This is a genomic window from Mesorhizobium sp. M0496, assembly GCF_040321205.1.
Taxonomy (GTDB): Bacteria; Pseudomonadota; Alphaproteobacteria; order Rhizobiales; family Rhizobiaceae; genus Mesorhizobium.
In genome coordinates this window covers 40,693-60,946 of the sequence record NZ_JAMYRC010000031.1, presented here as the reverse complement: position 1 = coordinate 60,946, position 20,254 = coordinate 40,693, and the positions used below count along the sequence as shown (strand labels likewise).

Below are 20,254 nucleotides of genomic sequence, written 5' to 3'. Positions count from 1 at the left end.
GCCATCGTGCCCTTAGGATAGGGTCATTATTTCGCGATCCAAAATAAATGGAGCCACAAGGGAGGAACCGGAATGGCTGGCAAGAAGATACTGATGCTCGTTGGTGAGTTCAGCGAGGAGTATGAGATTTTCGTCTTTGAGCAGGCCATGCATGCGGTTGGCCATACGGTCCATGTCGTCTGTCCGGACAAGAAGGCGGGCGATATATTGAAAACGTCGCTGCACGACTTCGAAGGCCACCAGACCTACACCGAAAAGCTCGGCCACGACTACATTCTCAACAAGACGTTTTCCGAGGTGGATCCAGCCGGATACGACGCCGTCTATGCGGCGGGCGGGCGTGGTCCGGAATACATCCGCATCGACAAGCGGGTGCAGGCGCTGGTGCGGCATTTCCACGAGGCCGGCAAGCCGATCTTCACCATCTGCCATGGCGTGCAGATCCTGATCGCTGTCGATGGCGTGGTGCGGGGCCGGGAAGTCGCCGCGCTCCATTATTGCGAGCCGGAGGTGACGCTCGCGGGTGGTATCTATATCGATGTCGCGCCGACTGGCGCCCATGTCGACGGCAATCTCGTTTCGGCCAAGGGCTGGCCGGGCCTGTCCAATTTCATCCGCGAATGCCTGAAGGTGCTGGGCACCGAGATCCGCCATGGCGAGATCCTGATGCGCGACGAGCGCCAGGCGGCATGATCCGAGAGTTTGCAAAGCCGCCGCGTCCATGACGCGGCGGTCTTTATTTTCTTGTTTTGGCGCAATTCCCCAGGGAAAGCGTTACGCGCTTTTCCCGGGAAAACCGTTTCACATTTTTCCTGGAATTGCTTAGGCCGCCGCCAGCGCCTCGCGGAACGACACCAGCTTCCGGCGGTTTTCGTCCCATAGCGCCAGCTTGACGCATCGCAGGCTTTCGAGCAGCGTGACGCGGCCGATGCCGCGCAGTTCCGGATAATCCCGCAGCACTTCCTGCAGCCGGTAGCACGGAACCTTGGCCGAGAGGTGGTGGACGTGATGGACACCGATATTGCCGGTGAGCCAGTTCAGCACCGGCGGCAGGTCGTAATAGGATGAGCCATGCAGGGCGGCGTGCTGGAATTCCCAGTCGGCGTCCTTTGCCCATTCCGTTTCCTCGAACTGATGCTGGACGTAGAACAGCCAGATGCCGGCCGAACCGGCGAGGATGACGATCGGCAGATGGACCACCAGGAACGCGCCGGGGCCGACGAACCAGATGAGGATTGCTGCTGCAATCGCGATGCCAAGATTGGTGGTCATCGACGACACCCAGGGTGTCAGCCCGCCGCGCATCATGCCGACGGGCAGCCTTTGCTCGAAGATGAACAGCCAGATCGGCCCGAGCCCGAACATCACCAGCGGGTGGCGATAGAGACGGTAGGCAAGGCGGCCTCGCCATGACATCTGCCGGTATTCGGCAACGGTCAGCGTCCTGATGTCGCCCATGCCGCGTTCGTCAAGATTGCCAGCGCTGGCATGGTGCGTCGCGTGAGCGCGCCGCCAGCAGTCGTAGGGTGTCAGCGTCAGGATGCCGAGAGCGCGGCCGATCCAGTCGTCCGCGTATCGATTGGCGAAGAAGGAGCCATGGCCACAATCGTGCTGGATCATGAAGATGCGCACCAGAAACCCGGCCGCGGGAAGGATCAGGATCAGTCCCCACCAATGGCCATAGGCATAGGCCGCCGAGGACAGTCCCCAGAGCACAGTGAACGGAATGAGAGTGATGGCGAGCTCGACGGCGCTACGCCGCCTGTCAGGCTTCTTGTAGCGCGCCAGAATCTTTAGCCAGGCGCGCTTGCTGTTGGCGACCGCCTCAGGGGAAATCATGTTCATCAGGAAGCATAGGCGGGGTGTCCCACCACCGCAAGACAAGATCACGCAAAATTACTGTGCGTAATTGTCGCGTGGCTGGCTGTCGAGCCCACCAACGGCAGCTCGACCCGCTTGATGGCTCTTCCTTGAAGCGGCGGGCTTTCAAGCCCAGTCGTTCGGGAACCCGATGCTCTCTTGGTCGTTCGAGCATCGAGTTTTCCAGTTTTGGGCCGATCCCTAGTCGCGATCAAGGATGGGACAGCCGCGCTCGGTTCCAAAAGTCACGCGTACGCGGTCGCCATCCTGTCTACCGCGGACCGTGATCTGCCGGCGGCCGAAGGACTCTATCCTTGCCCGACGGATGCCCATTCGCTCCGCCTTGTCGAGAGCGCGGTCCTCCGTGCAGCCTCGTGACTGACGGCGGTCGCGTCGATCATCGCGACGAGGGCCTTCGCAATCGTCATAGGCGGGATTGCAATCTTCCATGAGCTTCAGCCGCGGGCCATGTTTGCCCAGTTGCAGCTGCAGATTGTCTGCTTGTGCCGGAAAAGCCACCAGGGTGACGGCGCCGAGGCCGACAAGCGCCGATAACAATGAGGTGACCGAAACCTTGCGCATTACGTCCTCCATTTGAACCTCAACACATCTATCCTTAGATGGTTCGGCTCACTCAGGCTATTGCTGATAGAGGGTTGCTGCCAAGATCGGCTGTCTCGTTACCGTCGGCGCCAGCTGACGTCACTTTTCTCCGCCACGTCGAGGCGGTCGAGCAGTTTTCTGAATCGGTCAGGAATGTCGGCCTCGGTGCGGAAGGCGGGCAAGGTGCGCATAAAGCGGGTGATCGCCTCGGCGCCGAACTGGCGTCTGACCTCGGCGGCCAGCCGTTCTGCCTTTTCGGCCTTTTTACGGGTCATCATCTCAAAATCCTGTGTTGGCTTCGAAACTCCTCCAGCAAGGGAATGGTTCCCGCATCACGCCTTTGTGGCAAGCAAAGCCGGCGGTTAGGGTAAAGTTTGAATTAAAATCGAAATGTCTTGCCGTCGTTGTCCAGCCTTGGCCGACAGCCTCCCACAATCGCTTACCCCTTGATTTTTGGCCGCCAAACCTCGATATCGGGCTCAAAATCCATATCATTCGAGATTGACGGGAAACGGCGATGAGCGACCAGGCAAAAGACGAAGGCGCGCCCGATGAAGTCGAGGCGACCGAGGCCAATGCCGAGCGCACGGAAGGCAGCATCGACGGCGACTATGAAGCCCTTGTGCGGCTGCTGAAGGAAAATGAAGAATTAAAGGACCGCGCGTTGCGCGTGGCGGCCGAGATGGAAAACCTGCGTCGCCGCACAGCGCGCGACGTGCACGACGCGCGTACCTACGCGGTCGCGAATTTCGCTCGCGACATGCTGTCGGTGTCGGACAATCTGCGCCGCGCGCTGGACGCGATTCCAGCCGAGGCCAAGGCGTCGGGTGACGCCGGCTTCAAGGCGTTGATCGAAGGCGTCGACTTGACCGAGCGCGCCATGCTGTCGGCGCTGGAACGGCACGGGGTCAAGAAGCTCGCGCCTGAAGGCGAGAAGTTCGATCCCAATTTCCACCAGGCGATGTTCGAAGTGCCCAATCCGGATGTTCCGGCCAACACCGTGGTCCAGGTCGTGCAGCCGGGCTATTCGATCGGCGATCGAGTGCTGCGCCCAGCCATGGTCGGCGTCGCCAAGGGCGGTCCGAAGCTTGCCGCCGCTGAAGCGCCGGTCGAGCCGGGGCCTGTCAATGAACAGGCCGAGAAAGATGCGTGAGGTAGGGAACAGGCAGTAGGCAGTAGGGAAACTAGGGCAGTCGTATCAATCGCGCGGCTTCGTGCTATTCATACTGCCTAGTCCCTAATCCCTACTTCATGAACCCCATCGCGCTTCTCGATTATGCCGGTGTCGCGGTCTTCGCCGCGACCGGAGCGCTTGCGGCTTCGCGCAAGCAGCTCGACATTATCGGTTTCCTGTTCCTGGCCAGCGTCACCGGGATAGGCGGCGGCACGCTTCGCGACGTCATCCTCAACCTGCCGGTTTTCTGGGTCGCCAATTCCAGCTATGTGCTGATCTGCGCCGTGGTTGCGGTGCTGGTCTTCTTCAGCGCGCATCGTGTCGAATCGCGCTGGAAATGGCTGCTCTGGCTCGACGCCGTCGGGCTCGCCGCCTTTTCGGTGATGGGCGCCGCCAAGGGACTGGCGATTACCGGTTCGCCGGTCGTCTCGGTCATCACCGGCGTGCTCACCGCCACGTTCGGCGGCATTCTGCGCGATCTCCTGGCCGGCGAGCCATCGGTGCTGCTCAGGCCCGAAATCTACGTCACGGCAGCCCTTGCGGGTGCCGGCCTCTATACACTTGGCGATCTTGCCGGACTGCCGCCTTTTACCTCGGACCTCGCCGGTTTTGCGGCGGCGTTCCTTGTGCGCGGCGGCGCGCTCAAATTCGGCTGGTCGTTTCCGTCCTACAAGGGCCGACCCGGCCGGCGGCCGGAAGATATTCCGTGAAGGAGCGAATAGCGAATAGGGAGTAGCGAATAGGGATAGCAGCCCGCAGGATTGCGGCGTAGTTCTCGCTATTCGCTATTCGCTATTCGCTATTCGCTATTCGCTATCACGCCGCGAAGCGCTGGGCTTCCCCGCCATAATAGTTGACGTAGCGGGCGCCGATTTCCTTGACCGGCATGACGACGAAGATGTCGACCGTCGAGAATTCGCGGTCGATGACGCAGCCATCGCCGATGCGAGCGCCAACGCGTAGATAGCCCTTGACCAAGGGCGGCATTGCCGCGATCGCCGCCTTGGTGTTGACCGCCTCGATCGGCATCAGGTCCATCGAGCAGTAACGCCCGGACACCGCGCGGACATCCCAGGCCGAATTCGTCCGGCAGTGATGGGCGAGGTAGGTGAGTGCCTCGGCATGCGCCGCCGGCACCGTGCCGTGGAAGGAAGCACAACCGGTCATCACACCGATTTCGTAATGGTTGATGTAAGCCCAGATACCTTGCCACAACGCCTCGATGGTGCGCTTCGAGCGGTATTCCGGCAAAACGCAGGAGCGGCCCAGTTCGAGAAAGCGCTGGCCGGGATGACGGGCGATGAGCTTGGTCAGCTCGAACTCACCCTCGGAATAGAACCCTCCGGCCGCGGCCGCGATTTCTTGCCGCAGCAGTCGATAGGTGCCGACGATGCGGCGATGTTCGGGGCCGGAAAGCGTGGTATCCAAAACCAGCAGATGGTCGCAGAGCGGATCGAAGCGGTCGGCGTCACGGCGGTCATGGGCCTGGAAAAGATCCTTCCTGGCGCCAAGTTCGTCGTAGAACACCCGGTAGCGCACTTCCTGCGCGGCCGCGATCTCGGCCTCGTTGCGGGCGAGCCGCACTTCGAGGTTGCCGATACGGCCCAGTGCTGCGCCCTTTATGACGGAATCGACGTTACGTCCGGCGAGCAAGGCGCTGCTGGCGTTCGGCCGAGTGTCACATTCCGGCATAACTGTATGCACGAGTGATTCTCCTTCGAGCCATCCCTCTTGGCACGGGGATACGGTGTAGGTGCAACAGGATTGTGACAGTACCGTGATACGACGTCGCGGGCAATACTTCGTCGGCTGGCGAATCCGATCAACCGGCTACGTTACGTGAGCGCGCAGCGTGGAATGGGCGGTGGAAAGCTCAGGCCGCGACGACCTGTCCCTCGACGGCATTGACCAGCGCCTCAGGGTCGAGCGGCTTGGTGACAAAGCCGCTGGCACCATGGGCCAACACCGAATGGCGGGTCTTTTCCTGGCTGTCGGCCGACAGCACCATGATAGGCACCGGCGGCACGGCGGTTTCTTCCTCATGGCGGCGGATGGCGGCAATCGCGTCCAGTCCGTCCATGACCGGCATGTGCAGATCCATCAGAACCACGTCGAAGCGATGCTTGTGCCCGGCACCCGTGACAGCCTCAACGGCGGCCTTGCCGTTGCCGACCACCTCGACGCGATGTCCGGCTTTCAGCAGCGTGGCGCGGGCCAGCATGGCATTGATGTCATTGTCCTCGGCGATCAGCACCGACAGGCCCCGCTGGCGGTTGCCGACGGCGCGAAGCGTCGGTGCGCCACGCTTTTCCGGTTGCGGCTGGGCGAGGCCGGGGGCATGGCTGCTCAACAGCACACGCAGAAGCGTTCCGCCGCGCACCGGCCTGGCCAGGAAGGTTGCGTAGCCGCTGGCGCGGAACTCGCCAAGCATGCCACGGTCGGTCGGCGCGATCAGCGTGATGGCCTCGCAGTCGGAAAAACCACTCTGGCGCAAGCGCTTGAGCAGCTTTCCGTCGCTTTCTTCCATGGCAGCATCGACCAGAAGCGCATCGCAGCCGGCGGCGAAGGGCGCGGCCTGCGCGGCGGTGGTGGCGATGTCGACCGTGCCGCCATTGGCGCGGATGGTGCGGGCGATGGCGTCGGCCTCGACGGCGTTTTTCGACAGGATCACCGCGCGCCTGCCCGAGAGTGCGTTCTGCCGGCCTTGCGGCGCTTCGGTGGCCGCCGTCGCCGGGATCTCGAAGACGAACTCGGATCCCTGGCCGAGCCGGCTGGATACCGAGATCGTGCCACCCATGGCGGCCACCAGGCGTTTGGAGATGGCAAGGCCCAGGCCGGCCCCGCCATGCGTACGTGTCGATGTGCCGTCGGCTTGCTCGAACTCCTCGAAAATGCGGTCCAGGTCCTCATCATGCAGGCCCGGACCGGTATCGGCGATGGTGAAGCATATGCGGTCGGTGGTTTCCGTGCGCGCACGCGCAACGCTCACCAACACGCCGCCGCTGTCGGTGAACTTGATGGCGTTGCCGATAAGGTTGAGCAGCACCTGCCTGACCTTGCCCGGATCGGCGGTGATCAACTGCGGTACGTCGGGTTCGACATGACAGCCCAGCCCAATATCCTTGGCGAAGGCGCGCGCGGCCAGCAATTCGATGATGTTGTCGGCGATCTCGCGCACCGATATCGGCTGCGGCTCCGGGTCGAAGCGCCCGGCTTCGATCTTGGAGTAGTCGAGCAGATCCTCGATCAGGGCAAGCAATGCGCTGGCCGAGGTCGAGACGGCGCCGACATAGGTCTGCTGTTCCGGCGACAGGCTGGTGTCGGCCAGCAGCCTGGCCATGCCCATGATGCCGTTCATCGGCGTGCGAATTTCATGGCTGACGGTGGCGAGGAAGCGCGATTTGGCCTGGCTGGCATATTCGGCCCGTTCGCGTGCGGTGATCAGTGACGACTCGGCGCGTTTGCGGGCGGTGATGTCGCGGGCGATGGCGCGATGCGAAACGGCGCCGCTGTCCTTTTCGCGTACCGACAGTTCGATCCACGAGAACCAGCGCGGCCCGCTCGGCGTGCGGATGGCGACATCGGTGGAACTCAGGCACTCGTGGTCGGAAAAGGCGGCATCGGGAACGACGCCGACATCGATGCCGAGTTCCGCCAGGGTCTTGCCGGCAAGGTCGCGTGGATCGGTTTCGACGAGATCGGCGAAGACCTTGTTGGCATAGACGATGTAGCCGTCGCGGTCGCGATGAATGACGAGGTCGCCAAGCGCGTCGATCAGGCCGCGAAAGCGTTCCTCGCTCTCCTGCATTTCCCACATGCGATCGGCCAGTGTCTCGATCTCGGCGCGGCTGCGGGCGGTGGTCTCGTCGAGAAGGGCAGCGGTGCGGTGTTCGCTCCGCATGACGCGCAGATCTATGGCAAGGCCGGCAAGGCCGGTGGCCAGCAATGCGATGCTGATGAAGACCGGCGCCCCGGTCAGATGCGCCAGGCCCGCCAGCACGATGATGGCGACGAAGGCGAGAAACGGAAGGCCTTCGCGCCTGGCGGGCTTCGGCTCAGGCACCAGCGGCGGCGCGGCTACAAAGCGCCGCGTCGACGTCGGCGCCGCACCGACGTCGTCGTCAGTGTCCGCCCCTTGGCTGCCGGATTCCGCGATCATGCGAAATCCTTGCCAGACAGAGATTATGGAAAATTGCGGCGGATCGTTCGAATTTTAGCGGATGGGCGCTTTTTGCCGCAGCTGCGGCGGATTTGCCATCAGGTGCGGCAATTCCGTCCGTCTTTTCCGGCGGTCGAGCGGGTTCACATGTCCACGACGACGCGGCCGCGGATCTTGCCGTCGACGATGTCGCGCGCGGCGTCGATGATGCCGTCGAACCCGATGGTCCTGGACAGGTTGGCAAGCTTCTGCAGATCGAGGTCGGTGCCGATGCGCCGCCATGCCTCGAGGCGGACCGCCTTCGGCGCCATCACCGAGTCGATGCCGAGCAGCGAGACACCGCGCAGGATGAAGGGGGCGACGCTGGTCGGCAGGTCCATGCCGCCGGCCAGCCCGCAGGTGGCGACCGCGCCGCCATAGGATGTCATCGAGAGCACATTGGCCAGCGTGTGGCTGCCGACGGCATCGATGCCACCGGCCCAGCGCTCCTTGGCCAGCGGCTTGGCCGGCTGGGCCAGCTCGTCGCGCGATATCACTTCGGCGGCGCCAAGGTTGATCAGATAGGGGCTTTCGGCATTGCGGCCGGTGGAAGCAATGACATGGTAACCGAGGCTGGACAGGATCGAGACCGCGACCGAGCCGACGCCGCCGGCCGCCCCCGTCACCACCACCGGCCCGCGATCGGGCAGGATGCCGTGCCGCTCCAGCGCCATGACGCAGAGCATGGCGGTATAGCCGGCGGTGCCGACGGCCATGGCGTCATGCGGGCTGATGCCGTGCGGCAGCGGCACCAGCCAGTCGCCTTTGACACGGGCGCGGCCGGCATAAGCACCGAAATGGGTTTCACCGACGCCCCAGCCGTTCAGGATGGCCTTGTCTCCGGCGCGCCAGTCGGGATGGGAAGACGAGATGACGGTGCCGGCGAAATCGATGCCCGGCACCAGCGGCCAGCGGCGGATCACCGGCGCCTTGCCTGTGATCGCCAGGCCATCCTTGTAGTTCACCGTCGTCGCCTCGACCGCGATGGTGACATCGCCTTCCATCAGGTCGGCTTCGGTGAGGTCGGTCACGGTTACCGACTGCTTTTTCTCGGCGTCGCGCGAAATGAGGATGGCTTTGAAGGTTTCGGACATCTCTTTCTCCTCTTTCTCCGCGATCTTGTTTGACGACATGGACTGTGCGGCGATGGCCGCACGGGGTCAATCTTTGGAAGGCTTGGCGTTTGGAGACCTGGGCTCGCGCCGCCAGCCGAACAGTTCGTCTAAGACGACCAGTGCCGCGCCCACGGAGATGAAGGCGTCGGCAAGATTGAAGACGGCGAAGGACCAGACCGGCGTGTGGAACAGGATGTAATCGATGACGTGGCCGTAGACGGCGCGGTCGATCAGATTGCCGAGCGCGCCGCCGACGATCAGCGCAAAGCCGGTGCGGGCGAGGATCTGGGACGGTGCGATCCGCGTCGCCAGGAACAGCACGAAGGCAACGACCGCAAGCGAAATGACGATCAGCCCGGTGTCGCCGAAGGACGAGAACATCGAGAAGGCGATGCCGGTGTTGTAGGTGCGAAACAGCGCCAGGAAGGGCACCAGGTCGAGCTTTTCCTGAAAGGCGAGACCGGTCTCGACCAGGTGTTTTATCCACTGGTCGAGCGCTATGGCCGCGACGACGAGCAATGCATAGGGAGACCATGATCTCACGGGTGGGCAACCTTCATTGCTGGTCCATGATTGGTTCGAGCTTCAGCGCGCCGCGCCGGATCTCGAACAGCATGATGCCGGTGGCAACGGCCAGATTGAGCGAATCGGCGCGGCCCGCTTGCGGAATCCTGAGCAGCCTGTCGCAACTCGCAGCCAGGCTTTCGGGCAACCCCTGCTGCTCGTTGCCCATCATCAGCAGCACGGGGCCGCGGGAAAAATCGACCGAACGGTAGTCGACGGCGCCTTTCAGGTGGGTGCCGGCGACGAGGCCTGAAAAGCCGCCTCGCCAGGCGAGGAAAGCCTCGGTCGTCGCTTTGGCCACCGGCACGGCAAAGATCGAACCCATGGTGGCGCGCACCGTCTCCACGGAAAAAGGATCGGTGGTGTCGCCGACCAGGATGATGCCCTTGGCGCCGACAGCATCTACGGTGCGGATGACGGTGCCGAGATTGCCTGGATCGCGCACCCGGTCGAGCGCCACCCAGACGTCGCCATTGTCGGCGCGGATATCCTTCAGCGCCAGGAATTTTTGCGAAAAGACGCCGACTACCATTTGCGGATTGTCGCGGCGGGTGATGGCGACCAGCACCTTTTCCGACACTTCGAGCACCATGCCGCCGGCGGCAACCGTGCGAGCGGCGACCTTCTCCACCGCCGCGTTGCCACGCCCGGCCTTGGCGAAAACCAATGTCCTGATCTGCCAGCCGAGATCGAGCGCATCGATGACCAGCTTCAGTCCCTCGGCCATGAAGGCGTTCTGCTGGTCGCGGAATTTCTTCTGCGCGAGCGCCTTGATGTCCTTGACCAGCTGATTGGCGAGGCTGGTGACTTCCTTCACCTGCCCGGGTGCGCCTGCATGCCGTTCGTTCATTCAGGCCACCCAACGCGAAAATAACGAGGTCGAAAGCGCCCGGCCGGCGGACTTTTCGCGGATGATCAGCTCACCCGATTCGACGTTGCCGCCCATGCCGGCAAAGGCATCGCGCATCAAGGCATGGATGGCGAAGAAGGAGGCGCGGATCGAATAGGCGGTCAGCACCACGGCAAGCGGTTTCGGGGTCAGGATCGCACGGCAAAGGTCGGTCAGATCAGGCAGGTCCTCGAACAATTGCCAGACCTCGCCCTTGGGGCCGCGGCCATAGGCCGGCGGATCGAACAGGATGATGTCGTAGCGGCTGCCACGGCGCTCCTCGCGCTCGGCGAATTTCACTGCATCGTCGACGATCCAGCGGATCGGCTTGCTGCCAAGGCCGGCCATCTCCTGGTTCTCGCGGGCCCAGCCGATCGCCTTCTTCGAGGCATCGACGTGGGTGACCTCGGCGCCGGCGCGGGCCGCCACCAGCGAGGCGAGGCCGGTATAGCCAAACAGGTTCAGCACCTTGACCGGCCGCTTCGCCGCGGCGATCAGCCCGGCCATGTGGTCCCAGTGGGAGGCCTGCTCGGGGAAGACGCCGACATGGCGAAACGAGGTGAAACGGCCGAGATAGTCGATGCCGTCATGCTTCATCGGCCAGGTCTCGCCGAGCGGCGTCTTGGGGAAACGCCAGCGGCCGATGCCTTCTTCGTCGGTGTCACCGGTGAAGACGGCGTCGGCGCGCTCCCAGTCTTTTGCCGGCAAGGCCTTTTGCCAGATCGCCTGGCCCTCGGGCCGCACGATCCGGTAAGGGCCGTATTGTTCGAGCTTCTGCCCGGCGCCGCTGTCGAGCAGCGCATAATCGGCATTGGGCGCCACTTCGAGGATCACGGGAAGATGTTCTGTGGGCAGGGCGCCTTCGCGGCGGCCAAGGACGCGCGGCGCCGATTCCGGCTCGGAACGATTGTCCGGCTTCGCCTCGTGCCGCTCGCGCGGTGGCGCGTCCGGTCTGGCAGGAACCTGGCCGGTACGCGGACGTGACACGTCCGCCGCACCCTTGGCGGATGGATGCGGACGGTTGTCGCGGCGTTTGTCGCGAAAAGACTTCAAGCGGGGGCAACTCCGAGCGGCGTGGCCGCTTTTGACATAGGGCAACCGGCTTCGCAACCAAGTCCGACACGCCGGCCTTTCCGGTTTATGTCGGCCGGCGATGGACCAATGTCAAAGAAACAGGCAAATCTGCTGGATGTCCCGCTCCGAACGCCTGCTCGACCTGATCCAGACGCTGCGTCGGCACCGCCGGCCGGTGAGCGGGCAGGCTCTGGCCGATGAACTCCGGATTTCGATCCGCACGCTCTACCGCGACATCGCGACGCTGCAGGGCCAGGGCGCGCCGATCGAGGGTGAGGCGGGGCTGGGCTATGTGCTCAAACCCGGCTTCATGCTGCCGCCGCTGATGTTCAGCGATGAGGAGATCGAAGCCATCGTGCTCGGCTCGCGCTGGGTCGCCAAGCAGCCGGACCAGCGTCTCTCGGCCGCCGCCGCCAACGCGCTGGCCAAGATCGCCGCGGTGCTGCCGGACGATTTGCGCGAGGATCTCGACGCGAGCACACTGCTGGTCGGCCCTCCTGCCGCGGCCGCCGAGGGCATTGATCTCGGTATCGTGCGGCAGGCCATCCGCAACGAGCGCAAGCTCGGCTTTCTCTACCGTGACGCGGGCGGCGCCGCGTCCGAACGCGTGGTCTGGCCGTTTGCGCTCGGCTTCTTCGACAAGGTGCGGGTGGTCGTGGCGTGGTGCGAGATGCGGCAGGATTTCCGGCATTTTCGCGCCGATCGCATCGCCGAGCTCAAGGCCACCGATGCGCGCTACCCGCGCCGACGCCAGACGCTGCTGAAGGAATGGCGGGCGACGTTCGACAAGCCGCGTGGTTCGTGACGGCTACTGCCAGAAACTGACAGTAGCGCATCCTATGTTCGCCAAGTCGAACCACCGAACCTTGGAGAGCAGACATGACCACCCCGAATTTCGTCATCCTCTATGTCGACCAACCGCAGCAGAGCGGCGCCTTCTACAGTGCGCTGCTCGGTCGTGAGCCGGTCGAAAGTTCGCCGACCTTCGTGCTGTTCGTGCTGGATGCTGGTTTCAAGCTCGGCCTCTGGTCGCGCCATACGGTCGAGCCGGCTGCGGCCGCGGCAGGCGGTGGCGCCGAGATAGTCTTTGCGCTGGATACGCCCGATGCGGTCGATGCCACCCATGCCGACTGGTCCGGGCGCGGGCTGACAATCCTGCAGACGCCGACCGACATGGATTTCGGCCGCACCTTCGTTGCGCTCGATCCCGACAATCATCGCCTGCGCGTCTACTGGCTGTCCGATGGGGAACAGGCCAATGGGGAACAAAAATGAGCGCGTACTGGATCGCAGTGGCCTCCGCCGAACATGTCCGGCGCGGCCGCGCCGCCGGCTTCATGCAGGTCAACCACGGCAAGGCGGCACCGCTGCGTCGCGTCAAGCCCAGCGATGGCATCGTCTATGATTCGCCGACCACCAATCTGGGCGAAAAGGACGGCTTGCAGGCTTTCACCGCAATAGGCACCGTGCGGGAAGGCGAACCTTATCAGGGTGACATGGGCGGCGGTTTCACGCCGTTCCGTCGCGACGTCGAGTGGGCGAAGGCCGAGGAAACCTCGATCAAGCCGCTGCTCGACGGGCTGGACTTCACCGTCGGCAAGTCGAACTGGGGCTATCAGCTTCGCTTTGGCCTCTTCCCGATCGGCGCGCACGATTTTTCGCTGATCGCCGAGGCGATGGGCGCCAAACTGGCTGTACCGGTGAACTAGGACTTGAGCGCGTTATAGACCGCAATGCCGGCGGCAAGGTCCTCGAGCGCCGCGCCAACCGACTTGAACAGAGTGATCTCGCCGGCGCTTTCGCGGCCTTTCTTCTGGCCACGCGCCAGTTCGTGCAGATCGGCGACGATGGCTTCCGGTTTCAGGACGCCGGAGGCCAGCGGCTGGACGATGTCGCCGGCTTCCTTGGTGGCGCCGGCACGGGTGTCGACATAAACGCGGGCGAGCCTGATCGCGTCGTCATCGCTTTCGCGCATCGTCGGCGTAAAGCCGCCGACCAGGTCGACATGGGTTCCCGGCCGCAACAATGCGCCCTTGATCAATGGCGTCGTCGTGATCGTTGCGGAGGAGACGATGTCGGTTTTCCCAAGCTCGGCATCGAGATCACTCGCGGCGCTGGCCGCGAAGCCTTCGGCACGCAGATCGGCCGCGACCTTCTCGGCATTGGCCGGGGTGCGGTTCCAGATGCGGATGGACTTGATCGGCCGTACGGCGCTATGCGCCTTGGCGAGGAACGGCGACAGCGCGCCGGCACCGACCACGAGCAGCCGCGAGGCATCGTCGCGGGCGAGATAGGAGGCCGCGAGCGCCGAAGCGCAGGCGGTGCGCCACTGGGTCAGCCGCTGGCCGTCGATCAAGGCTTCGGGTTCGCCGGTGGCGCCATTGAGCAGGAGATAGAGCCCCATCACCGCAGGCTTGCCGATGGCGTTGTTGTCGGGCGAAACGGTAACGATCTTGACGCCGACATGACCACCGGCCGACGTGCCGGCCGCATTGAGATCGGTCCAGGCCGGCATCAAAAGCAGGGTGGAGGCCGCGCCATCTGGCCGCTCGATCGTATGATGGTGCCTGACCGGCTGTACCGCACCATCGTGAAACGCTGTGCGCAGCGTCTCGACCAATCCGGGGAAGGTCAGCGCATGGTCGACCTCAGCGGCCGAAATGGTCAGCATGAAAAACTCCGTGGAGACAAAACCGCCGACGGGCGGTTCAAGTGGTCGGCTTCGGCAATGCCACCCCTTGGGCCGACCCTTGGGCCGATCCTTGGACGGGGCTCTGCGGTGCCGTCGGCGCGCGGCTCACCGCCTGGCGCAGGTTCTCGGCCTCGACGCCGCGCTGGCGCGCCAGCTTGCGGTAGCGGCCCTGCTTGACCCAGGTTGCCAGGCTGCCGACGATCATGCCGATGGCGAGCGCCAGGAACAGGAAGATGAACAGCGGCAAAGTCAGAGTCAGCTTCGGATTGCCGGGGTTGAACGGATCCAGCGTGAAGGCGACCAGTTCGCGATTGGCAACGGCGAGTGCGATCAGGATGATCGCCAGGGGCACGAAGATCACGATGAGCATGAAGCGATTGAACATGATGTTTTCCGTCGGAAGCTGGCCTCTCAGAGAGGCCGTCTGGCGCTGACGCCCGCGCCTACTTGCCGCCGTTCAGCCTTTCACGCAGTTCCTTGCCGGTCTTGAAGAACGGCACCCATTTCTCCTCGACCTCGACGGATTCGCCGGTGCGCGGGTTGCGGCCAGTGCGGGCGGGACGGTTTTTCACCGAAAAAGCGCCGAAGCCGCGCAGTTCGACCCGATTGCCTTCGGCAAGGGCGTCGGTGATTTCATCGAAGATCGCACCGACGATGTTTTCGACGTCGCGCAGGAAAAGATGCGGATTGCGCGTGGCAATAATCTGCACAAGTTCGGACTTGATCATGAGACGGATCCCCGTGAAAGCAGTGCGGTCAAAATTATGAGGATGATTTTATTTGCTTTTTTCACTTGCCCCAAACGCATCTCAAGGGTGCCAGACGGAAACGAGACCGTCAAGAAACAAGCGGTCGGCGCCGAGTTCATGGATGACGTCGCCGGTGTAAGCAGGCAGGCCGAGCGCGCTGCCGATCGTTTGCGCCATGGCTTTTGAGAACAAGAAGCCGCCGCGCCGTTCGGTGTCCTTCCATTCGACGACCTCGAGTTTGGCATCGACGCCCTTGGTCGCCAGCCAGTGGACCGCTTCGGTTTCGCCGCCGACAGCGTCGATCAGTCCGTTGGCGACACCCTGGCGACCGGTGAAGATCGAGCCGTCGGCAAGCGCCAGCGCTTGTTCGCGGGTCATCTTGCGGCGCTCGGCAACGATGCCGACAAACCAGTCGTAGCTGTCGAGGATAAGCTTGCGGACCATGGCGCGCTCGTCGTCATTGGTCGGCTTGAAGGGAGAGGGCGCGGCTTTCAGCGGCGAGGATTTCACTTCCTCGAGCTTGACGCCGAGCTTGTCCATCAGGCCGCTGACGTCGGGATACTGGATCAGCACGCCGATCGAACCGACGATCGAGGTCTTGCGGGCAACGATATGATCGGCGGCGCTGGCGATCATATAGCCCGCCGATGCGGCGAGCGTGCCGACTTCCGCCACGACAGGCTTGTCGGCAGCCAGCTTGCGCACCTCGTCATAGATCGATTCACCGCCGACCGTGGTGCCGCCGGGCGAATCGATCGACAGGATCACGCCCTTTACCCTCGGCGACATGCGGATGGTTTCCAGCCGCTTGATCAGCTCCTCGTCCTCGGTGATCGTGCCTTCGATCTTGACTTTGGCGATATGGTCGACCGCCGAGCCGCCGAAATCGTCGCCATAGAACCAGGCTGAAAGCGCAATCACCCCAAGGGCTACGATGCCGATGGCGGCAACGCGCCAGAATGTCAGTTTGCGTCGCAACCGGCGGCGGTCGATCAGGTCGTCGGCTCTCAGTGCCATGGTCAGCCTTTCAGTCGGCGGGGAGAGACGCTTTTAGACCATGATCCTCGCATCTGGAAGCAATTCTCTTTTGCGCATGGCGAGACAATCCGCTCACAGGGGCGAGATAGCCATCGGCGTCGACAATCGAACAGGCCGGCCAGGCGGGCTTCCCGCCTCTCTCCAGGCACTGGTCTGCTCACGTATTTGTGCAATCGCCGCGAGACCGACAGTTGATAAATTTTACGCCGCGTGTCTGTTTCTGCTATGCAGAACGTGCAAGTTGTGCAGACCTCGTTTTCATCTGTACAATTGCGGCTGTCACATTTTTGCAGTTTTCGTGGGCTTGTGCTTGCTTGAAGGCGCCGGCGTCCCACCTATAGGCGGGGCTCCGGGCAGGGGTTTAGAAGAAAGCAGTGAATGTTAGCGCGACCGATTGAACCGACCAACGCCGAGACGGAGTTGGCTCCCCCGGCGGACGGCCGGACGCGCAGCGATGCGTTCGACCGCGCGCAGCGTCATTCGCGCCGCGTGCGCGTTCTCAAATTTGCCGTGCCGGTGGCCGCGGCACTGATCGCCATCGCTTTCCCGGTCTATTCCTATCTCGCCGCACCCGTCTCCGTTACGGTCCAGGCGGAAGGCACGGCCTTTTCCAATGGCAAGCTGGTGATGGCCAATCCGAAGCTCAACGGTTTCACCAAGCAGAAGCAGCCCTATTCGATGACTGCCCTGCGCGCCATTCAGGATGTCGGCACGCAGGGCATCATCGAACTGGAAGGCATCGATGCCAAGGTGCCGATCGCGCCTGACAACGTCGCTGCGATCAAGGCCTCGAACGGCACCTACGATCGTGACGGCAATACGATGAACCTGACCAGCGACGTGACGATTACCACAACCGACGGCATGCAGGCCAAGTTCAAATCTGTCTTCCTCGACATGGGCAAAGGCACTATGAAGACGGGAGATCCCGTCGATGTCAGCCGTGGCGGGTCGCGGATCACATCGGATTCGATGTCGGTCCGGGACAATGGCAAGGTTATGGTTTTCGAAAGCAAAGTGCGCGTCAATATCGATTCCGCCGCCTTGAAGGCGGCAGAGGGAAATAGCGGAGAAACCAATGCGGCTCAGTAGTTCGACGCGGCTCGCGGCTGCAACTTCGGCGTTGCTGCTGCTCGGACTGGTGCCGTCATTGGCGCAGTCCACCACCCAATCGGGTCTCAAACTGTCCGGCGACAAGCCGATACAGATCGAAAGCGACAAGCTGGAGGTCCGCCAGGCCGAAAGTGTCGCCATCTTCACCGGCAATGTCAGCGTCGTCCAGGGGCCGACATTGATGAAGGCCGGCAAGATGATGGTCTACTACGTCAAGGATCCCAACGCCGGCGCCAAGGGCACGGAAGCCGCTGGCGCGGCGGCTATGACCGGCTCGGCCAACATCGATCATCTGGAAATTTCCGACAAGGTTTACGTGAAGTCGGATGCGCAGGTCGCGACCGCTGATCAAGGCAGCTTCGATATGAAGAGCCAGGTTCTGGTGCTTTCGGGCAAAAAGGTCGTTCTGTCGCAAAACGACAATGTCCTGGTCGGCTGCAAGCTCACCGTGCAGATGAAAACCGGGCTGGCCCAAGTCGATCCATGCGCTGGGCAACGCGTCCAGATGTCGATCACGCCGCCGCCGAAATCGGGAGCGACGAACCCCTGATGACCAGCCTGTCGTCGCTGACGGCGCGTCTTCCGGGACGGGCCGCCGGCAAACTTTCGGCGCCGGCCACGGTGACCGTCGATGCGGGAAAGTTCAAGGGAACCCTGATCGCCAAGGGTTTGACCAAGAGCTACAAGGGCCGCAAGGTCGTCAGCGGCGTCACCATCGGCGTGCGTGCCGGCGAGGCCGTCGGCCTGCTCGGCCCCAATGGCGCCGGTAAGACGACCTGTTTCTACATGGTCACCGGCCTGGTGCCGGTGGATGAAGGCACGATCGAGATCGACGGCTTCGACGTCACCTCGATGCCGATGTACCGTCGCGCACGCCTCGGCATCGGCTACCTGCCGCAGGAAGCGTCGATTTTCCGTGGCCTCAATGTCGAGCAGAATATCCGTGCCGTGCTGGAAGTGGTCGAAAAGGACCGCAAGGTGCGCGAGCGCAATCTCGACGAGCTGCTCGAGGAATTCCACATCAGCCATCTGCGCAAGTCGCCGTCCATGTCGCTCTCCGGCGGCGAGCGGCGGCGCCTGGAAATCGCGCGTGCACTGGCGACCCGTCCGGCCTACATGCTGCTCGACGAGCCTTTTGCCGGCATCGATCCGATCGCCGTCGCTGATATCCAGCAATTGGTACGCCACCTGACGGCGCGCGGCATCGGCGTCCTCATCACCGACCACAATGTGCGCGAAACGCTTGGCCTGATCGACCGGGCCTACATCATCCATGCCGGCCAAGTGCTGACCCATGGCCGAGCCGACGAAGTGGTGGCAAACCCCGATGTGCGGCGGCTTTACCTCGGCGAGGGTTTTACGCTCTGACACTCGACGCAATTTCGGACGGAAAACCGTTTCACACTTTTCCTGAAATTGCTCTGAGCGTGAAATTTGTTTCCTGACACGATTTTTTTGCGCTCGCGGGGCTTTTTTCCTCGATTTTGCTCCGCGATAACGCTCCGGTAAGCGGGTTTTGCTAGCAATTGCCTTGACAAGCAAAAGCCGGGCCAGTTTCTATGACCGGCTGCAAAAATTGTTCTCCGGAAGTCCGGATGCGTAGACGAGGCGTTTGAAACCGAACCATGGCATTGGCGGCCAGACTACAGCTACGACAATCGCAGTCGCTGGTGATGACGCCGCAGCTGATGCAGTCGATTCGGCTGCTGCAGTTCACGCATGGCGAACTCGAGCATTTCATCGACGAGGAAATAGAGCGCAACCCGCTGCTGGAGCGCGCCGAGCCGCAGGACGATGCCGCCAGCGACCAGTCGCAGAAGATCGAGGCGGAGCCGCAAGCCACCACTGACGGCGACTGGTTCGAAAACGAGACGCAGTGGAGCGCCGAGGCGATCTCGGACAAGCTCGACACGTCGCTGGAAAACCTGTTTCCCGACGACCCCGGCACCAGCGAGCGGCTCGGCCCAGACCTGACGGCGCAATGGAAATCGGCTTCCGGCAATGGCGCAAGTTCCTCGTCCGAGGGGTTTGATGCCGGCGACATGGCGGCCGCGGCGATCACGCTGCGCGACCACGTCGGCGAACAGGTCGCGCTCGCCTTCGCCGACCCGGCCGCGCGGCTGATCGCCGCCGATCTCTCCGACGGCCTCGACGAGACCGGCTATTTGCGCGCCGACCTGGCCGAGATCGCCGCCCGTCTCGGTACCGACGCCGTCGCAGTGGGGAAGGTGCTGGCGGTGTGCCAGGCCTTCGAGCCGGCCGGCTTGTTTGCCCGCGACCTTGCCGAATGCCTGTCGCTGCAGCTTGCCATGCGGGACCGGCTCGATCCGGCGATGAAGGCGCTGATCGCCAATCTCGAACTCTTGGCGCGGCGTGATTTCCACGCGCTGAAACGGATCTGCGGCGTGGACGAGGAGGATCTGCTCGACATGCTGGCCGAGATCCGGGCACTCGATCCCCGGCCGGGCATGGCATTTTCGGGCGGCGCCAGCGACGCGATCGTCGCCGATGTCGAGGTGCGTGCCGCCAATGACGGCAGCTGGACGGTTGAACTCAATGCCGAAACGCTGCCGCGCGTGCTGGTCGACCATATCTATTTCGCCCAGGTCTCGCCGCAGGCGAAGAACCAGGCGGAAAAGGATTTCCTGGCCGAATGCCTGCAAAACGCCAACTGGCTGACGCGCAGCCTCGACCAGCGGGCAAAGACGATCCTTAAAGTGGCCTCGGAAATCGTTCGCCAGCAGGATGCCTTCCTCGTCCATGGCGTGCGTCAGCTGAAGCCGCTCAACCTCCGCACGGTGGCCGATGCCATCGGCATGCACGAATCGACGGTCAGCCGGGTCACCGCCAACAAATATATGCTGACGCCGCGCGGCGTGTTCGAGCTTCGGTACTTCTTCACTGCCTCGATCGCGGCGTCGGGCGGCGGTGATGCGCATTCCTCGGAAGCCGTGCGCGACCGCATCAAGCAATTGATCGATGAGGAAAAACCCGTCGACGTGCTTTCCGACGATGCGATCGTCGACATGTTGCGGGAGAGTGGCGTCGATATTGCCAGGCGTACGGTCGCCAAGTACCGGGAAGGCATGAATATTCCCTCCTCGGTGCAGCGCCGGCGCGAGAAACGGGCGATGGCCAGCGCCGGGCGCTGACATGGTTCGATTTTCCACAGGCCAGCACTTCAT

The 20,254-nt window shown here is 63.1% G+C and carries 23 protein-coding genes; 10 read left to right on the top strand and 13 right to left on the bottom strand.

Translation table 11 applies throughout. The features are described from left to right. Nucleotides 1–72: 72 nt before the first annotated feature. Entirely contained in the window at nucleotides 73–693 is a 621-nt protein-coding gene (locus tag NKI73_RS23460; RefSeq protein WP_136618515.1) for a DJ-1/PfpI family protein, read from the top strand. 129 nt (nucleotides 694–822) lie between these two features. On the opposite strand, the gene NKI73_RS23455 is transcribed toward NKI73_RS23460, so the two are convergent. The 3 genes from NKI73_RS23455 to NKI73_RS23445 all read right to left on the bottom strand — a co-directional run bounded on the left by NKI73_RS23455 (nucleotide 823) and on the right by NKI73_RS23445 (nucleotide 2,741). Beyond that, on the bottom strand, nucleotides 823–1,845 hold the full coding sequence (locus NKI73_RS23455) for a fatty acid desaturase (RefSeq protein WP_352633181.1): 1,023 nt from the start codon (nucleotides 1,843–1,845) through the stop codon (nucleotides 823–825). Between the two features lie 216 nt (nucleotides 1,846–2,061). Beyond that, nucleotides 2,062–2,442 carry a hypothetical protein gene (locus NKI73_RS23450; RefSeq protein ID WP_352633180.1) on the bottom strand — a complete coding sequence of 127 codons (381 nt, stop codon included), beginning with the start codon at nucleotides 2,440–2,442 and terminating at the stop codon, nucleotides 2,062–2,064. A gap of 98 nt (nucleotides 2,443–2,540) precedes the next feature. Continuing rightward, nucleotides 2,541–2,741: a hypothetical protein gene (locus NKI73_RS23445; protein ID WP_352633179.1), complete on the bottom strand. Its 201-nt coding sequence runs from the start codon at nucleotides 2,739–2,741 to the stop codon at nucleotides 2,541–2,543. A gap of 239 nt (nucleotides 2,742–2,980) precedes the next feature. Here NKI73_RS23445 and grpE point away from each other — a divergent pair, with 239 nt between their 5' ends. Together grpE and NKI73_RS23435 are read left to right on the top strand one after the other, a co-directional pair. After that, a complete protein-coding gene (grpE, locus tag NKI73_RS23440) occupies nucleotides 2,981–3,616 on the top strand; it encodes a nucleotide exchange factor GrpE (RefSeq protein WP_352633178.1) in 636 nt (211 codons plus the stop codon). A 98-nt stretch (nucleotides 3,617–3,714) separates the two neighbouring features. Continuing rightward, complete coding sequence (locus NKI73_RS23435) at nucleotides 3,715–4,347, top strand: trimeric intracellular cation channel family protein (protein WP_352633177.1); 633 nt, start codon at nucleotides 3,715–3,717, stop codon at nucleotides 4,345–4,347. A 106-nt stretch (nucleotides 4,348–4,453) separates the two neighbouring features. Here NKI73_RS23435 and olsB read toward each other — a convergent pair whose 3' ends face one another. The 6 genes from olsB to NKI73_RS23405 all read right to left on the bottom strand — a co-directional run bounded on the left by olsB (nucleotide 4,454) and on the right by NKI73_RS23405 (nucleotide 11,456). Next, nucleotides 4,454–5,329, bottom strand: a complete 876-nt coding sequence (olsB, locus tag NKI73_RS23430; RefSeq protein WP_352633198.1) for a l-ornithine N(alpha)-acyltransferase — start codon at nucleotides 5,327–5,329, stop codon at nucleotides 4,454–4,456. A 181-nt stretch (nucleotides 5,330–5,510) separates the two neighbouring features. Continuing rightward, nucleotides 5,511–7,796, bottom strand: a complete 2,286-nt coding sequence (locus tag NKI73_RS23425; protein ID WP_352633176.1) for an ATP-binding protein — start codon at nucleotides 7,794–7,796, stop codon at nucleotides 5,511–5,513. Nucleotides 7,797–7,939: 143 nt separating this feature from the next. Further along, complete coding sequence (gene acuI, locus NKI73_RS23420) at nucleotides 7,940–8,929, bottom strand: acrylyl-CoA reductase (NADPH) (RefSeq protein WP_352633175.1); 990 nt, start codon at nucleotides 8,927–8,929, stop codon at nucleotides 7,940–7,942. Nucleotides 8,930–8,995: 66 nt separating this feature from the next. Next, nucleotides 8,996–9,493: a signal peptidase II gene (gene lspA, locus NKI73_RS23415; protein WP_352633174.1), complete on the bottom strand. Its 498-nt coding sequence runs from the start codon at nucleotides 9,491–9,493 to the stop codon at nucleotides 8,996–8,998. A 13-nt stretch (nucleotides 9,494–9,506) separates the two neighbouring features. Beyond that, nucleotides 9,507–10,364, bottom strand: coding sequence for a TrmH family RNA methyltransferase (locus tag NKI73_RS23410; RefSeq protein WP_352633173.1), 858 nt, complete (start codon nucleotides 10,362–10,364; stop codon nucleotides 9,507–9,509). Next, nucleotides 10,365–11,456, bottom strand: coding sequence for an RsmD family RNA methyltransferase (locus NKI73_RS23405; protein WP_352633172.1), 1,092 nt, complete (start codon nucleotides 11,454–11,456; stop codon nucleotides 10,365–10,367). A 136-nt stretch (nucleotides 11,457–11,592) separates the two neighbouring features. Between NKI73_RS23405 and NKI73_RS23400 the strand changes: the two genes are divergently transcribed. From NKI73_RS23400 to NKI73_RS23390, 3 genes are all read left to right on the top strand, one after another. Further along, on the top strand, nucleotides 11,593–12,282 hold the full coding sequence (locus tag NKI73_RS23400; RefSeq protein ID WP_352633171.1) for a helix-turn-helix transcriptional regulator: 690 nt from the start codon (nucleotides 11,593–11,595) through the stop codon (nucleotides 12,280–12,282). Between the two features lie 74 nt (nucleotides 12,283–12,356). After that, nucleotides 12,357–12,752, top strand: a complete 396-nt coding sequence (locus tag NKI73_RS23395; RefSeq protein WP_352633170.1) for a VOC family protein — start codon at nucleotides 12,357–12,359, stop codon at nucleotides 12,750–12,752. Beyond that, nucleotides 12,749–13,186 carry an EVE domain-containing protein gene (locus NKI73_RS23390; protein WP_352633169.1) on the top strand — a complete coding sequence of 146 codons (438 nt, stop codon included), beginning with the start codon at nucleotides 12,749–12,751 and terminating at the stop codon, nucleotides 13,184–13,186. Before NKI73_RS23395 ends, NKI73_RS23390 begins: the two co-directional genes overlap by 4 nt. Here NKI73_RS23390 and lhpI read toward each other — a convergent pair. From lhpI to sppA, 4 genes are all read right to left on the bottom strand, one after another. Next, entirely contained in the window at nucleotides 13,183–14,148 is a 966-nt protein-coding gene (gene lhpI, locus NKI73_RS23385) for a bifunctional Delta(1)-pyrroline-2-carboxylate/Delta(1)-piperideine-2-carboxylate reductase (protein ID WP_352633168.1), read from the bottom strand. The genes NKI73_RS23390 and lhpI overlap by 4 nt on opposite strands. 37 nt (nucleotides 14,149–14,185) lie before the next feature. After that, nucleotides 14,186–14,554 (bottom strand): DUF1049 domain-containing protein, encoded by a 369-nt coding sequence (locus NKI73_RS23380; protein ID WP_352633167.1) that lies wholly within the window; start codon nucleotides 14,552–14,554, stop codon nucleotides 14,186–14,188. Nucleotides 14,555–14,612: 58 nt separating this feature from the next. Continuing rightward, a complete protein-coding gene (locus NKI73_RS23375) occupies nucleotides 14,613–14,897 on the bottom strand; it encodes an integration host factor subunit beta (RefSeq protein WP_006200394.1) in 285 nt (94 codons plus the stop codon). An 81-nt stretch (nucleotides 14,898–14,978) separates the two neighbouring features. Beyond that, nucleotides 14,979–15,935: a signal peptide peptidase SppA gene (sppA, locus tag NKI73_RS23370; RefSeq protein ID WP_352633166.1), complete on the bottom strand. Its 957-nt coding sequence runs from the start codon at nucleotides 15,933–15,935 to the stop codon at nucleotides 14,979–14,981. 399 nt (nucleotides 15,936–16,334) lie between these two features. Here sppA and lptC point away from each other — a divergent pair, with 399 nt between their 5' ends. The 4 genes from lptC to rpoN all read left to right on the top strand — a co-directional run bounded on the left by lptC (nucleotide 16,335) and on the right by rpoN (nucleotide 20,221). After that, nucleotides 16,335–17,048, top strand: coding sequence for an LPS export ABC transporter periplasmic protein LptC (lptC, locus tag NKI73_RS23365; RefSeq protein WP_352633165.1), 714 nt, complete (start codon nucleotides 16,335–16,337; stop codon nucleotides 17,046–17,048). Continuing rightward, the gene (locus NKI73_RS23360; protein WP_352633164.1) at nucleotides 17,035–17,619 is read left to right on the top strand and encodes an LptA/OstA family protein; all 585 of its coding nucleotides are present in this window, start codon (nucleotides 17,035–17,037) and stop codon (nucleotides 17,617–17,619) included. The genes lptC and NKI73_RS23360 overlap by 14 nt, the downstream gene beginning before the upstream one ends. After that, entirely contained in the window at nucleotides 17,619–18,437 is an 819-nt protein-coding gene (gene lptB / locus NKI73_RS23355) for an LPS export ABC transporter ATP-binding protein (RefSeq protein ID WP_352633163.1), read from the top strand. The genes NKI73_RS23360 and lptB overlap by 1 nt, the downstream gene beginning before the upstream one ends. A 257-nt stretch (nucleotides 18,438–18,694) precedes the next feature. Continuing rightward, nucleotides 18,695–20,221, top strand: coding sequence for an RNA polymerase factor sigma-54 (gene rpoN, locus NKI73_RS23350; protein ID WP_352633162.1), 1,527 nt, complete (start codon nucleotides 18,695–18,697; stop codon nucleotides 20,219–20,221). Nucleotides 20,222–20,254 lie beyond the last annotated feature (33 nt).

Coding starts and splice junctions, on each gene's coding strand:
- lptC (WP_352633165.1), top strand. CDS start 16,335: ATGTTAGCGCGACCGATTGAACCGACCAACGCCGAGACGGAGTTGGCT.
- lhpI (WP_352633168.1), bottom strand. CDS start 14,148: ATGCTGACCATTTCGGCCGCTGAGGTCGACCATGCGCTGACCTTCCCC.
- NKI73_RS23455 (WP_352633181.1), bottom strand. CDS start 1,845: ATGAACATGATTTCCCCTGAGGCGGTCGCCAACAGCAAGCGCGCCTGG.
- rpoN (WP_352633162.1), top strand. CDS start 18,695: ATGGCATTGGCGGCCAGACTACAGCTACGACAATCGCAGTCGCTGGTG.
- NKI73_RS23375 (WP_006200394.1), bottom strand. CDS start 14,897: ATGATCAAGTCCGAACTTGTGCAGATTATTGCCACGCGCAATCCGCAT.
- acuI (WP_352633175.1), bottom strand. CDS start 8,929: ATGTCCGAAACCTTCAAAGCCATCCTCATTTCGCGCGACGCCGAGAAA.
- grpE (WP_352633178.1), top strand. CDS start 2,981: ATGAGCGACCAGGCAAAAGACGAAGGCGCGCCCGATGAAGTCGAGGCG.
- NKI73_RS23435 (WP_352633177.1), top strand. CDS start 3,715: ATGAACCCCATCGCGCTTCTCGATTATGCCGGTGTCGCGGTCTTCGCC.
- NKI73_RS23460 (WP_136618515.1), top strand. CDS start 73: ATGGCTGGCAAGAAGATACTGATGCTCGTTGGTGAGTTCAGCGAGGAG.
- lptB (WP_352633163.1), top strand. CDS start 17,619: ATGACCAGCCTGTCGTCGCTGACGGCGCGTCTTCCGGGACGGGCCGCC.
- NKI73_RS23445 (WP_352633179.1), bottom strand. CDS start 2,741: ATGATGACCCGTAAAAAGGCCGAAAAGGCAGAACGGCTGGCCGCCGAG.
- NKI73_RS23400 (WP_352633171.1), top strand. CDS start 11,593: ATGTCCCGCTCCGAACGCCTGCTCGACCTGATCCAGACGCTGCGTCGG.
- NKI73_RS23390 (WP_352633169.1), top strand. CDS start 12,749: ATGAGCGCGTACTGGATCGCAGTGGCCTCCGCCGAACATGTCCGGCGC.
- NKI73_RS23380 (WP_352633167.1), bottom strand. CDS start 14,554: ATGTTCAATCGCTTCATGCTCATCGTGATCTTCGTGCCCCTGGCGATC.
- olsB (WP_352633198.1), bottom strand. CDS start 5,329: ATGCCGGAATGTGACACTCGGCCGAACGCCAGCAGCGCCTTGCTCGCC.
- NKI73_RS23425 (WP_352633176.1), bottom strand. CDS start 7,796: ATGATCGCGGAATCCGGCAGCCAAGGGGCGGACACTGACGACGACGTC.
- NKI73_RS23450 (WP_352633180.1), bottom strand. CDS start 2,442: ATGCGCAAGGTTTCGGTCACCTCATTGTTATCGGCGCTTGTCGGCCTC.
- NKI73_RS23410 (WP_352633173.1), bottom strand. CDS start 10,364: ATGAACGAACGGCATGCAGGCGCACCCGGGCAGGTGAAGGAAGTCACC.
- NKI73_RS23395 (WP_352633170.1), top strand. CDS start 12,357: ATGACCACCCCGAATTTCGTCATCCTCTATGTCGACCAACCGCAGCAG.
- sppA (WP_352633166.1), bottom strand. CDS start 15,935: ATGGCACTGAGAGCCGACGACCTGATCGACCGCCGCCGGTTGCGACGC.
- NKI73_RS23360 (WP_352633164.1), top strand. CDS start 17,035: ATGCGGCTCAGTAGTTCGACGCGGCTCGCGGCTGCAACTTCGGCGTTG.